General features: G+C 53.9%; 8 protein-coding genes and 2 pseudogenes. 8 read left to right on the top strand and 2 right to left on the bottom strand.

Features of this window, described 5'->3' with window-relative positions:
• The 3 genes and pseudogenes from POG22_RS10835 to POG22_RS10825 form a co-directional block, all read left to right on the top strand.
• Positions 1 to 231 (top strand): annotated as a pseudogene (locus tag POG22_RS10835) (zinc ribbon domain-containing protein); the annotation flags it as partial.
• A gap of 190 nt (positions 232 to 421) precedes the next feature.
• Positions 422 to 994, top strand: a pseudogene (locus tag POG22_RS10830) (nuclease/transposase family protein); the annotation flags it as partial.
• 44 nt (positions 995 to 1038) lie between these two features.
• On the top strand, positions 1039 to 2628 hold the full coding sequence (locus POG22_RS10825; protein WP_063717829.1) for an MBL fold metallo-hydrolase: 1590 nt from the start codon (positions 1039 to 1041) through the stop codon (positions 2626 to 2628).
• Positions 2629 to 2756: 128 nt separating this feature from the next.
• Here the strand turns inward: POG22_RS10825 and POG22_RS10820 are convergent, their stop codons facing one another.
• Complete coding sequence (locus POG22_RS10820; protein WP_498905215.1) at positions 2757 to 4112, bottom strand: TIGR03279 family radical SAM protein; 1356 nt, start codon at positions 4110 to 4112, stop codon at positions 2757 to 2759.
• A gap of 330 nt (positions 4113 to 4442) precedes the next feature.
• Between POG22_RS10820 and POG22_RS10815 the strand changes: the two genes are divergently transcribed.
• From POG22_RS10815 to POG22_RS10800, 4 genes are all read left to right on the top strand, one after another.
• On the top strand, positions 4443 to 7718 hold the full coding sequence (locus tag POG22_RS10815; RefSeq protein WP_498905213.1) for a UvrD-helicase domain-containing protein: 3276 nt from the start codon (positions 4443 to 4445) through the stop codon (positions 7716 to 7718).
• A gap of 602 nt (positions 7719 to 8320) precedes the next feature.
• Positions 8321 to 9625 (top strand): ATP-binding protein, encoded by a 1305-nt coding sequence (locus POG22_RS10810; RefSeq protein ID WP_498905212.1) that lies wholly within the window; start codon positions 8321 to 8323, stop codon positions 9623 to 9625.
• 138 nt (positions 9626 to 9763) lie between these two features.
• Entirely contained in the window at positions 9764 to 10612 is an 849-nt protein-coding gene (locus tag POG22_RS10805) for an EfeM/EfeO family lipoprotein (RefSeq protein WP_498905210.1), read from the top strand.
• A 250-nt stretch (positions 10613 to 10862) separates the two neighbouring features.
• Positions 10863 to 12587 carry a potassium channel family protein gene (locus POG22_RS10800; protein WP_498905209.1) on the top strand — a complete coding sequence of 575 codons (1725 nt, stop codon included), beginning with the start codon at positions 10863 to 10865 and terminating at the stop codon, positions 12585 to 12587.
• Here the strand turns inward: POG22_RS10800 and POG22_RS10795 are convergent.
• Positions 12562 to 13011, bottom strand: coding sequence for a GNAT family N-acetyltransferase (locus POG22_RS10795; protein ID WP_063717823.1), 450 nt, complete (start codon positions 13009 to 13011; stop codon positions 12562 to 12564). The genes POG22_RS10800 and POG22_RS10795 overlap by 26 nt on opposite strands.
• A 418-nt stretch (positions 13012 to 13429) precedes the next feature.
• On the opposite strand from POG22_RS10795, the gene POG22_RS10790 reads away from it, so the two are divergent.
• Positions 13430 to 13684, top strand: a complete 255-nt coding sequence (locus POG22_RS10790; protein WP_498905207.1) for an IS1/IS1595 family N-terminal zinc-binding domain-containing protein — start codon at positions 13430 to 13432, stop codon at positions 13682 to 13684.
• The last annotated feature ends 127 nt before the right edge of the window (positions 13685 to 13811 follow it).

Genomic DNA, 13811 nt, shown 5'->3' with positions numbered 1-13811 from the left:
TGGGAGCCTACGAGCCAAGTTTGCTCGGAGTGTGGTTTTAAGTGGGGCAAATTAGACCTATCAGTACGTTCGGTCGTGTGCTTGAGTTGTGAAACTGAACACGACCGCGACGAAAACGCTGCGAGAAATATAGAAACGGTCAGCATGGGGCATCGGCACGACCTTAAACGGACGGGGAGCGACTGTAAGACCTCTTCGGAGGCGAGTTGCTGGGAACCGTCAAGAATCACGCCCGGCTTCAGCGGGCGTGAGTATGTCAAGATACATTTCTTAAAATCATTTCTGGGTAAGCATTGCAGACCTTTTGCTACCCCCAAGGCAGGCTCGGCAACAACATGGACTCCCCTTGAAAAGTCGATTCCCCTCGATGGGGATGAAACCAGCATTTACCAGTAGCCATAGCTTGTGATAGCCTATAGCGATGCTGACGATGAACTACACGAACCGAATCTATCAGACCGAACTGCTGGTGTGGCTTGAGACGTGCAGGGGTGTATGTAACTACGCACTGCGCGAACTCAAAGAGTGGATGGCTTCGCGTCAGCGTCTCGTAGATCGGTGTTCGCTTGAAAAGGAATACATAGTTCTCGCAGACGAACCTTTGCCGTCCTACCATCGCCAGCCAAACAACTTGCCCAAAGCCAAGAAGCAATTTCCACATTTTCCACATTTGAGTCAAGTGCCTTTTCAGGTGTTGCAAGCGACAATTCGCCGGTTAAACAATACCTGGGATGCATTTTGCCTCCCCCCTTCGCCCCCCTTGGGAAGGGGAGTTGGGGAGAATTTTCCGCGCTTAAAGAAGTTCGGTCAATTCAAGTCCTTTGTATTTCCCAAGTTCAAAAACAATCCCCTCAGTGGCAACACCATCAAGTTGCCTAAAGTTGGGAACGCCCCGATCGACCTGCATCGCCCCATCCCTGATGGGTTCAACGTCAAGCCGGTTCGGGTTGTTTCCAAAGTTCGGGGAACACAATGGTATGTTGTCGTCACCATTCTCGAACGATAAGGCGAGCGCCCGAGAACGGGGCGATCGAAAACATGGAGATCGAATGTCTGCCCTATGGCGTCGGTCATACAAACGAAGGGATTAGTTTGTGGGTGCGAATCGGCCCCCATCGCGTCCTGCTCGATTGCGGTCTAGAGACCCTAACCCCCCTACTCTCGACTGACGGTCGGATGCGCGTTGCCGACTGCGTTATCTGTACTCACGCCCATCCCGATCACGCACGGGGGTTGTTGTCGCTGCACCAAATCGCGCCGTACCTCCCCATCTACGCCAGCGAAATTACGGCCGAGTTATTGCCGCTGAACTGGCTCGAGGTCGAACGGGTTCCCCCGTTTTGTCAAGGATTGCCGTGGCGATCGCCCGTCGAGATCGCAGATGAATTGTGGGTGGAACTGTTTCCCGCCGGACATCTTCCGGGGGCGTCGGTGGTGCGATTGACCTATCACGGTCGCGATCGCGCCTATTCTGTGGTTTATACCGGAGACTTTCTCCTGTCCAACTCTCGCCTCGTGGACGGGTTGCCTCTCGAAGAACTGCGGGATTGGCATCCCGACGTTCTCATCACCGAAGGGAGTTACGGAACCGCCCGCTATCCACGACGGCGCAGCCAAGAAAACCAACTCGCCGAACGGATCGATCGCGCTCTCAGCGACGGTTACGGAATTCTCATGCCCGTTCCAACGTTGGGCTTAGGGCAGGAACTGTTAATGCTGCTGCGATCGCACCACCATTTTACCGGCCGCGAAATCGACTTGTGGGTCGACGGTAGCGTCGCTGCTGGCTGCGATGCCTATCTCGAAATTTTGCCTCACCTGCCAACTTCGGTGCAAAACTTCGCCCGTCATCAAGCCCTGTTTTGGGACGATCGCGTGCGGCCGCACATGAAACGACTGACCTCGAGCGATCGCCCTCGACTGCAAGACTCTCCTTGTATCGTCCTCACCGAACTCGAGGCCGACTTAGACGCATACTGTCGAGAGATCGAGCGAAACTGGCTGGTACTGCGCCCCCTCAAACCTGGCTATTCCGTCCCCGAAAGCAGCATCGACGAACTGCCTAACGTGCGGGTGGAAACCTACCTTCTCAGCGAACACTGCGATCGCTCTGGAACCACCCAGCTCATTCACAATCTACGTCCCCAACACGTCGTCTTCGTTCACGGTTCCCCCAACTACCTCGCCGATCTCACCAACCTCGAAGAACTGCGAAACCGCTATCAACTCCACTATCCCTCCGTCGGAAAACTCGTCGAACTGCCCCTGCGAGAACAGCGTCCCCAACCCGATCTCCCCGATAGCCGCTACGAAGGCGAACTCACCGAACTCGAAACCTGTATTACCATCACCTTACCTCCAACATTGGCCTGCGATCGCCGCTGGCAAACCTTCGCCGACACCGGACTGATCGAAACCCGGTGGCAAGGAGACGAACTGGTGCTGCGGGGGTTATCGCAACGGGAACTACTCGATCGCGATCGAGTAGTTCCCCCCCATCTCGCCTGTTGTGCTAACTGTCGCTACTATCGAGGACAGCGATGCTTCAATCCCGATTCTCCCCTTCACGGCTTCAAAGTTACCCCCGACGGGAGTTGTCCGGTGTTTCAGCCCGTTGAGGAGGATTAGAGGAAAAGCCGGGGAGAGGGAGAGCCGACAACGCTCGTACCGCTCTCGTGGAAGCCACCGGATGGCAACATCGCGATAACGGAACAGTGGAACTGATAGCACGAGAACGGGTTGGTATCGGGAGGATGTCAGGCTGTAGCTACGGTGGGGACGGCATCGATGCAGCATTGAATCAGTCCCTCGGTTCCGTTCGCTAACAATACCGGAACGCCGAATTCTCGTTCTAAATCGGCAACGGTTACGTCGTCGAGAAAGCGGGTTTCGCCGTGTTTCAACATCACTGTGGGTAACACGATCGCATCCCCTAAATTGCGATGTTTCAACCCTTGCAACAGATCTCGTCCGGTGAGAACTCCCGTGACGCTGATCTCCTGTCCCCAAAAGTCGCTATTGAGGGCGATCGTTTCCACCGTTAAGCCGTTTACGGCGTTGAGGCGATCGAGAATGGGGTCGAAAGCGGTTCGGACGGCGTTTCCCACAATCCACGTCAAGCGACGGGGGGGAGACACCGACGCCGGTAACAAGCGATCGCTATCTTCGGTAAAGCGATCGAGAAACAGGCGAATCGACCCCACGCCGTTGTCGATTTGTGGGTAATCTTCGTAATCGACGGTATCGGGAATCTCCATTCTGGCGATTAAAAACCACTCGTCGGCCAGCCATGCGAACGTCGAACCCAACTGACGGCGAAACTCCGCTTGCAAGGCGCGAACTTGCGCGATCGTGGCTGTTGCATCGTCTGGAGAAACGGGAACCAGTTCGTCTTCCGGGGGACGAAACCGCGTCAACCCCACTGGAACCACCGCCACTGAAGCCACGGCGGGAACTTCGCCGCCGCCGAATTTGGCTAAATCTCGTAAGGTGCGTTCTAGGTGAATTCCGTCGTTGATACCGGGACAGACGACGACCTGGGCGTGAATTTGCAAGCGGCGCTCCTGAAACCACTGCAATTGGTCTAAAATTAACCCGGCGCGAGAGTTTTTCAACAGGCGCGATCGCACCTCCGGTTCCGTGGCGTGAACGGAGACGTACAGCGGCGACAGTCGCATTCGTTCGATGCGTTCCCACTCCGCTGGCGGTAAGTTCGTTAGCGTCAAATACGAGCCGTAGAGGAAACTGAGGCGGTAATCGTCGTCTTTGAGATATAACGTATCGCGCATTCCCGGCGGTTTTTGGTCGATAAAACAAAAGGGACAGCGGTTGTTACACTGAATTAAGTTATCGAAGAGAGCCGACTCGAACTCTAGTCCCAAATCGTCGTCATAGTCTTTTTCGATTTCGACGGTGTGGGTTTCTCCCGCCTCGTCGAGAACTTCTAAGGTGAGAAATTCATCGGCACAGAGAAACTGGTAATCGATCAGATCGCGAGGGGCAATTCCGTTAACGGATACCAAGCGATCGCCCGGTTGAAAGCCAATGTCTTCGGCGATCGAATGGGGTAAAACATGAGTAACGAGGGCGGGACGGACGGTCGATCGAGACATGAAAGTTTCGAGATAAAATTAAAACTGCGATCGAAAACGATCGACAAACAAGAACATACCCAGTTTCAAGAGAAACTGAGTATGTCCTTACTATAGATCGGCTTTTTTATGAAACGGTAGCCGACGGTATTTATCAGGTAAAGACGGTTTATCGCTCCGTCCTGAAATATCTTAGCGAACGGCAACGAAAAAAGGCAACAGACAAAGTATCACTTTTTAAATGCCCTGTAACCGACGATAACGTGACGAAATGCAAGATGCTTTCGATACAATTTTACAGATCGATGTAAAAATCGACGTAAAAATTCCCCGACCTTACCCCGCAATCGAATGAGTCTGACGCCCGAACAACACCGCGCCGCCCACGCCCCCCACAGCGTCGCGATTACGGCTGGGGCGGGAACGGGGAAAACCTTCACCCTCGCCGAACGTTACCTGTACCATCTCCTCCAAGACGGGCTGTCGCCGTTGCAGGTGGTGGCGGTGACGTTTACGGAAAAAGCCGCGATAGAACTGCGATCGCGCATTCGCCGCCTCGCCCGACAGCAACAGCCTCGCACCCAACCGTCCAATGGCGATAGCACCTCCGAGACGGCGTTTAACGACGTTCTCGCCGAACTCGAAGCCGCCCCCATCAGCACCTTTCACAGCCTCGCCGCCCGCATCTGTCGCGAACATCCCGACGCGGCGGGAGTTCCGGCGGACTTTCGCATTCTCGACGAAATCGAAGCCCGACTTTGGCTCGAAGAAGCACTTTTAGAGGTACTCGATCGCCTCCCCGAAACCATCTACGAGAAACTACCCTATCGCCTGTTAAGAGCGGTTTTACCGTCGCTTCTCGACGATCCTATCTCAGTACGACGGGCGTTCCGTCACGGCGGCGAAGGCTGGCAAGAACTCGCCGACAACCTACGAAACCAAGCGTTTGAGGAATTGTTAAGCCATCCCGTTTGGCGAAACAGCGTGGAAGTCTTGCAACACTGCATCGGAACGGCGGGGGACAAAATGGAAACCCAGCGTCAAAACGCCTGTATCGCCATCGAACGCATTCAAGCCGGAGACAAAGACGCCCGCCATCTCGACAGTCTCACCAGCATCGATTTACGCGGCGGAAGTAAAAAAAACTGGGACACGGGAGAACTCGATCGCGTCAAAGCCGCCGTCAAACCCCTGCGAGAACTCGTCCGAAACGCCCTTCATACCGGATTCGTCAGCTTGCAAACCTGCGAACTCGACGATCGCCTCGCCGAGATTCTCCCTGTCCTCAAAGACGCTTTCGAGTATACCTGGGAAGACCTGATGCGACAAAAACGGCGATCGCGCCTGCTAACCTTCGCCGATTTAGAAGTCTGCGCCCTCAACGCCTTACGCCACGACAGCGTTCGACAGTTCTACCACCAACGGTTCAAAGCCTTTCTCGTCGATGAATTTCAAGATACGAACCCCGTCCAAGCTCAACTTCTCGACGCTTTAGCCTCAGAAGCGAAACTGACGATCGTCGGAGATGCCAAACAGTCCATTTACGGATTTCGACGGGCGGACGTTCGCGTCTTCGATCGCGTGCGCCATCAAATCGCCCAAGCAAACGGCGACGACGTACTGTTGAATCTCTGTTTCCGTACCCACCATCCCCTGATCGACCGCGTCAACCGCATTTTTCAACCCCTCCTCGATCGTCTCCATCAAGATCTCGTCGCCCACCGCCAAGAACCCCCTCACGACGATCCCCATATCGAAGTTTGGACGCTCGATGCCCCCAAAGGGGTTAATAAAGCCCGAAAACGACGGGCGGAAGCCCAAAAACTCGCCGATCTCGTGACGCAGCTAGTGGCGGAGGAAACCCCCGTTCACGACAAAGAGAGCGATCGCCTGCGCCCCATCGACTACGGTGATATCGCCATCCTCGCCCGCACCTGGAGTCCGCTACAAACTTACGCCGACGTTCTCGAATCCCGAGGTATTCCCGTCGCCCTCGCCGGGGGAGACAGCCTCCTCGACACCCGCGAAGCCAAAGACGCCTTCGCCCTGTTACGCTTTCTCGCCGACACCGACGACGATTTGGCGTTAGTGGCGGTGCTTCGCAGTCCCTTTTTCGCCGTCAGCGATCGCGCCTTACTGCAAATCGCCCTGACGGCGCCGCCGCAACCGTCCGAGAAACCGCCGACGTGGTGGCAGCGGTTGCAAACCGTAGATTGGGAGAGTCTCGACGACGTACCCCACCTCAACCCGGTGGAGGTGTTGCGAAAACTCCGAACCGCCAGTTTTCGAGAGGTTCCCTCACGACTGTTGCAACTGGCCGATCGCTTGACAGGATATACGGCGATTTTGGCCAACCTTCCCAGTTCTACACGGCGAGAAGCCGACTGGCGGGGGTTTCGAGAACTGGTTCGCAAGTTGGAAACCGAACACCAGAGTTTGTACGGCGTAGTTCGAGGATTGTTGCGGTTGGTGGCGGCGGAGGTAAAAATTCCCCGACTTCCTCTCGATGCCAGTAACGCCGTGTCGTTGATGACGGTTCACAAGTCCAAGGGGTTAGAGTGGGCGGTGGTGTTCGTTGCGGACATGACTTCGAGTTCCCCGAGTCCTTCGTCGGTGGTGTCGTTCGATCCCGAGTACGGCGTGGCGGTGACGTTCGACGACGATTTCGAGATCTCGGGAAAGCCAGTGTTACAAGTGTGGTTGCAGCGCCTCCAGCAACAGCGGGAAGAGGCGGAAACCCTTCGATTGTCGTACGTGGCGCTGACGCGGGCGAGAGACCGCCTGATTTTGACGGCCTGCGATCGCGCCGGAGGCTACCTCGATCGCCTGTCTCCGGGCTTAGAAGCGGCGGAAATCCCTTTACAAACGTGGGCGTTTCCCGAGAATTTGAATTTAGACGATCCCGAACTGCCCCGAATGCCCGAAGAAACCGCTCCCGCACTGCTCGGAACAGTTCCCTTGACGGCGGACGTGCTGTCGTTCGGGGCGTTGAGCGACTATGCCGTCTGTCCCAAACAGTTCGCCTACCGTCATTTATACGGCCATCCCGGTTTAGATGAAACTCTATTGATACAACAGCGGTGCGATCGCCTGGTTCGCAAAGCCATCGCGTACCACCTGCGCGACGCGGAAGCGTTGACGGCGATCGATCCCGATTTAGACGAGCGATCGTTGGCATTGGTGACAGACGCACTCACCCAGTTCGACACCCACGCCGTCTTTACCAAACTTCGCCAAATCCCAATGCGCGGCGAACTGCGATTTGCCTCGAACTTCGACGGTTTAGCCCTGCGCGGAACGGTTATCGAACTCGGGGACGATGGCATTCTCGACGTGCGAACCCGGCTCGATCGCTGCCTCGGTGTCGATGGCATCGTCGCAACCGAGTGCCGTCGCTTAGAACTGTTAGCCGTGGCGCGAAAACTCCACAAATCCCGCGCCATTTTAGCCGACCTGCGACATGAAAAACTGTACTCGTGGAACGTCGCAGAAATACAAAAGGAAGACGAAGAGATGTTGACGTCGATCGTGACAGATGTGCGATCGGGCCGTATCGCCGCGACCCCCGAAGCTGAAAAATGCCAGCGTTGCGTGTATTTTGCCATGTGCGACGAACGCTGGGATTGAATCGCCGCTAAAGTCGTCACGACGCGAGCTTGCAGCCTCTAGCAGAGGGCGATCGCTCCGCCACCGCAAACACTACTACGATGACAGCCGCGAAAGAGTCCTCAGTTCGGGAATTTCCACTCTCAAACTGCCCAGAATTAAGAGCGAACCCTCTGAAAGAAGAAGTAGGGGCAATGTGAAAATTCGACTGCATTTCCCCCGTTGGAGCAGCGTTTGGAACTTCCGAAACATGAGGACTCTCGTACTATTCCGTATCCCACCGACCGGATACCGGCTCGGCACGTTGGCAATGGCGATCGCGATATTCGGGTTTGCTATTTCCCAAGTGGGGTTTTTCCATCTTCTTGGCGATCGCGACGTGTCAGACTCACACGACGCCGATACTGTGTTAATGGCAGGAAGAGGAGAAGAATCAGACAAATGTGAATGGTTGGGAAACTGCGACGATTGACCCTGCAACCTTGCAGTAACATCGCTTATCTACTTCACCACAGAGACACAGAGGACACAGAGGCTTTTTTTACAGCGAACAGTCAACAGTGAAGACCGCCCCTTGTCCCCTTGTCTCTCCCTCTCCCCTGCTCCCCCTCTCTCCTGCTCCCATGTTCCCTTCTCCCGATATCGCCACGGTCTACCGAGCCTGTAACCCCAGTCAAACTTTAAACGTCAACCATCCCGACGAACGGGCGTATTACATTAACTTAGCGGCCGCTCGAGGGGGGGACATTACGGGCGAACTCGACGCCAACATTACGCTATTTTCTCCGAACGAACCCACTTGTCAACTCTTGGCCGGCCACATTGGTTGTGGGAAATCGACGGAACTGCGGCGGTTGCAAGCGAGTTTGCAAGATCGAGGATTTTACGTCATTTATTTCGAGTCGTCTCAGGATCTCGATATGGCCGATCTCGATGTGGGGGATATTTTACTGGCGATCGCCCGTCAGGTCAGCGAAAATCTCGTTGAAGTGTCCGACGCCTGCACCTCGGGAACGCTAGTGGCGATGTTGGAAAAAGCCGATCGATTACTGACGACGGAAATTCCGGCTGTCGAAACGGACGGTGCATCGGGGTCTCTGCGTTCCCAACTGCGGCGGTTGAGCCAGAAAACCCACGGACGCCCGGATTTGCGCGGACAACTGCGTCAATATCTCGAACCTCGCATTCAAACATTTCTCGACGCTCTCAATCGGGAACTGCTCGAACCGGCGATCGCGGTGTTACAACAACAGGGAAAACAGGGATTAGTCATTGCGATCGACAATCTCGATCGCATTGAAATGACTCAAAAACCCTGGGGGCGATCGCAACCGGAATATTTGTTTGTCGATCGCGGCGATCGCTTATCTAAACTTAGTTGTCACGTCGTCTATACGATTCCTCTGAGCTTGCTATTTTCTCGGGAACTCAGCCGGTTGACCCTCGCGTTCGGGATCGATCCTAAAGTGTTACCGATGGTGTCTGTCAAACGACGCGACGGACGGCGTTTCGCTCCCGGTTTGTCTTTATTGCGTCAGATGGTGTTAGCGAGAGCGTTTCCCAAACAGTCACCCCAGGAGCGTTTGACGCTGGTTCCCAAACTGTTCGATCGCCCCCAAACCCTCGATCGCCTCTGCTACGCCAGCGGGGGTCACGTCCGCAATCTCTTGCGGTTGCTGCATCACCAAATTGAGAAAGAACGAGCCTTTCCCCTCTCTCGAGAGAGTTTAGACGCCGCTATGCGAGAACGTCGCGATCGCCTGTTCTTGTCGATTACTCCTGAAGAACGAACGTTATTGAAACGAGTCGCCCGCGAAAAACGCATCGACAACAACGACGCCTATCGTACTCTCGTCCGCAGTATGTTCGTCTTCGAGTACCGCGACGACGACGGCTCCTGGTTCGATATCAACCCGCTTTTACAGTGAGAACCGTTAACAGATAATCGTTTCGCCTCATCATCCCTATCTGCTGGGGACTTCGGGGATTATTGACAATAATTGACAATAGCAAAGAGGATCGCTATACTGCCTTTGACATTTTAATTGAAATATATTCCCAATAAAATGAAACGAAGAAATTTGCTTCAGGCGGCGACTGTGGGGGTGTCGGGAACTCTGGCACTGACCGTTTTATCGCGGCGAGGCATCGCGCAAACCCCCACTATAGCGAGCGATCCCTACGCCGATCGCGTCGATGAAGGCTTAACATATTTCAAAAGACTAGCAGTCGAACAACTCGATTTAGCCGAGCAATTACTAGAAGCTGTTCGCAGCAACGATCTCGAGCGAGCGCGTACCGCCTACGTGCGATCGCGCCCTCCCTACGAACAAATTGAAGTTCTCGCCGCCAGTTTCGAGCAAACGGACAGTGACATCGATGCGCGTCCTTACTCCTTTGACGGTGGCGAACTCGATCCGGAATTCATCAGCATTCACAAAATCGAGGCGTTGATTTTCCGAGACGGAGATCTTCGCGCAACCCTCCCTTACGCCGAAGGACTCATCGACAGCGTAAACACCCTCATCGGAGATCTCGATCGCCGGGAAAACTTCAGCAGCCAAAAGCATTTTGAAGGATGTATCGCCTTGGCGACGGAAGTGGCGGCCAAAAAAATCTCCAGCGAAGAAGAAACTTGGTCCGATCGCAGCTTGATGATTTTCCGCCAAAACTGGAACGGGATTTACAGCCAGTTTCAGCCGTTTGTGTCGGTACTCGACGAGAACACGGCTAACGCCGTTCGCCAAGCCTACGAAGCCGCCCAACAGGTTATCGAACCTTATTTTCAGCGGAATGCGATCGGCGGAGAACCTTACAGCAGCATTAACCCACGAGTTCGGGGACAAATCGTGCGAGCCAGTTATACCTTGCGCGATCGCCTGCTAGACGCCGCCGCAGAGCTGCAACTGGCTTGATTTTCTTCCAACCGTCACGTCCGCAGTCGCCAAGAGGTGAGGAGCGTTACAGAGAAAAAAACCCAGCATTTTCGAGATAGCACAGTTCTATAGCAGTTCTAACCTCCTCATCTCATCATCCCCACCTCTGGCGTGTACCGCGATACAGCACAATTTCCCGAGGCGATCGAGAATAGTGAATTAGCTCGATCGCCCTCTTCCGTCGAGGCGAAACGTCGATCGAGTTGTTAGCTCACGCTCGATCGCCGCCATGAAACCCCGAATTATCGTTTGTGGATTGGGTCGCACGGGATACAAAATCTTTTGCCTGTTGCAACATCAAGGAATTCCCGTTGTAGGAATCGGTCGGACGCCCCTACCGAACAACCCCGAAAATATCGTCGTCGGCGATTTGCGATCGACCTCGACGCTGCTGGCCGCAGGCGTGCAGAACGCTCAAACCTTGATTCTCGCTAGTGCTGATGAAGCTCTCAACCTAGCGGTATTGGTGCAAGCTCGCCTCATCAACCCCAAGATTCGCATCATCAACCGCCTATTTAACCACCGCCTCGGCGAACGTCTCGATAACACCCTCGTCGATCATGCGAGTCTCAGCGTATCCGCCCTCGCCGCTCCGATTTTTGCCTTCGCCGCCTTCGGAAGTCGAGCCATCGGACACCTGAAACTATTTCGTCAAACCTGGTTCATTCACGAAGAATACATCCACGACTTACATCCTTGGAAAGAGCGCAGTCTCGACGAACTCTGGGACGATCGCTCGCGGATGTTGATTTACTACCTCTCGGCTAGCGATCGCGTCGATCTCGTTTCCGGTGTCGTCAACCGACAGCCGCTGCAAGTGGGCGATCGTCTCATCGTCGCCACCAAACCCACCGTTCGGCTCGATCGCAAATCCCTATTCGATCGCTTTTCGAGTTTCCTGAGCTGGCTCAAAACCCTCCGCCAACAAATTCAATCCACCGTCGCCGTGACGTTGGTTCTTCTGGCGACCATTTTTATCGCGACAGTGACGTATACGGCCATTAACCTCGAAACCTCCTTCATCGACGCCCTGTACTTCTCCGTCGGCATGATTACAGGAGCCGGAGGTAACGAAGAAGTCGCCGAAGCCGCTCCCGACGCCATCAAACTCTTCACCGCCATCATGATGCTCCTTGGAGCGGGGGTTATCGGTATCGCCTACGCCCTCCTCAACGACTGGGTTCTCGGGACTCGCTTCCGTCAACTGTGGTACGCGACCCCCGTTCCCGACAAAAATCACTACATCGTCTGTGGCTTGGGGGGAATGGGCATCCAAATCGCGAAATACCTGCAAGAGAACGGTTACGACGTGGTCGTCGTCGAACGCGATCCCAACGGCCGCTTTCTCAGTACCGCTCACAGCCTCAAACTCCCAGTCGTCAACGGCGACGCCACGCTCTCAGACTGTCTTGAATCGGCCAACGTCCACCGCTGTAACGCTCTGTTTGCCGTCACCAGCGACGACATGACTAACTTAGAAATCGGCCTCACTGCCAAAGGTCTCGAGCCGGGGTTGCGGGTGGTGGTTCGAGACAGCGACTCGAATTTTGCCATTATGGTACAGCAGGTCTTCGAGTTCGATGCGGTTCTCAGTCCCACGGAACTGGCAGCCCCCTCCTTTGCGGCGGCGGCGTTGGGGGGTCAGATTTTCGGCAACGGCATGACGGCAGGGAGTCTGTGGATTGCTCTGTCTGCGACGATTACGCCGGAACATCCGTTTTGGGGACAGCGGGTGAAGATGGCAGCGTCGAAGGGAGATTTTGTCCCGTTGTACGCGGAAACGCAAGGAAAAACCGTTCACGGATGGGAGTTGTTAGATCTCGAGTTGCGAGTGGGAGACGTTTTGTATTTGACGATTCCCGCCACTCGTTTAGAGCAGCTGTGGCGAACCACGCCAAGTCTGGAGCCGAACGGGACGATTTCGCCGTTCAAGAGTCAGAGTAAGAGCCATTGAGGGTAATTTCCATGGAAACGTGGGGAATTCCCGCTTCCTCGAAGGGGTCGCCGTGGATTTGAAAGCCGAGTCGGGCGTACAGTGGGGTGATGTAGGCTTGGGCGTTGAGGACGATACGGTTCGTTCCCTGTTGTTGGAAGGAGTCGAGGGCGTATTGCATCAGTTGGCGGCCGATTCCCCGTCGCCGCATTTCGGGAAGAACGGCTAAGCGTTCGATTTTTCCAGTGTGGGGGGCGATCGCTCTCAGCCGAGCGGTTCCGACTGGCGTCTTTTTCCACCAGGCGAGGAGATGAGTGGCATTATCGTCGAGACCGTCGAATTCCAGTTCGGGGGCGATGTTTTGTTCGAGTTGAAATACTTGGGTTCGGATATGGCGGATAATTTCAGCGCGATCGCGATAACGAACATTTTCGATCGACAGCATAACGGCAATACAAAACGACAAAAAAAGGTGAAACTTTTATCCTAAGTCTTGCAGTTTACAGTCTACACTAAATCCCGATCGCAGTACGATTTTCGATCTAACGAACGCTATTGTTTGAGTTGCGAACGAATGTTAAAATTGTCATTTTGAACGTACAACCTTACGATTCTGTTTACCCTAAGACAATATTTTTTAGTCCTATTAAAAATTTTGAAATTTTCATCAAAAACGTATTTGATATATTTGAATTTGAAATTTTCACGATTTTGACAATTCGATCGCAATACAGTCAATAATATTTCTGAAAATAATTGAAAGCCTCCATATATTTATCGTATTAGTAAAAAGTTTCGATCGCATTCACTATTTGGTGGTATTATACAGTAATGATAAAAAGAGCTTATAGTGGTTTGTATTTATGATTTGTCCTCAATGCGGAAGTGAACATCACGTCAAAAATGGCCATACCTATTATGGAAAGCAGAGATTTAAATGCAAAGATTGTGGTCGTCAGCATGTTGAGGGATCTCAATACCAACATATTTCTCAAAAAACTTGGGAATTGGTCGTTCGCGGGTGCATCTCACTTTTGCAAAAACATCAGTTTGGGGTGGCAAAATTCCCGATTAGCACTTCCGGTATAAGATCCCCGGCATCTTGGGTATCTGTTTAGCGATGCTCACTCAGGTCGAAGCCTGCCAAGGCATGGCCTGGGCAACGAGGTCAATAAAGGAGTCGTCAGATTGGGCAGCCGTAGCCGCCAAGGAAGCTAAAATCTCCCAAGTGCGAGCGCCGGATTC

The organism is Geitlerinema sp. CS-897 (genome assembly GCF_028368005.1).
Classification (GTDB): Bacteria; Cyanobacteriota; Cyanobacteriia; order Cyanobacteriales; family Geitlerinemataceae; genus Baaleninema; species Baaleninema simplex.
This window is presented reverse-complemented; position numbering and strand designations above follow the sequence as displayed.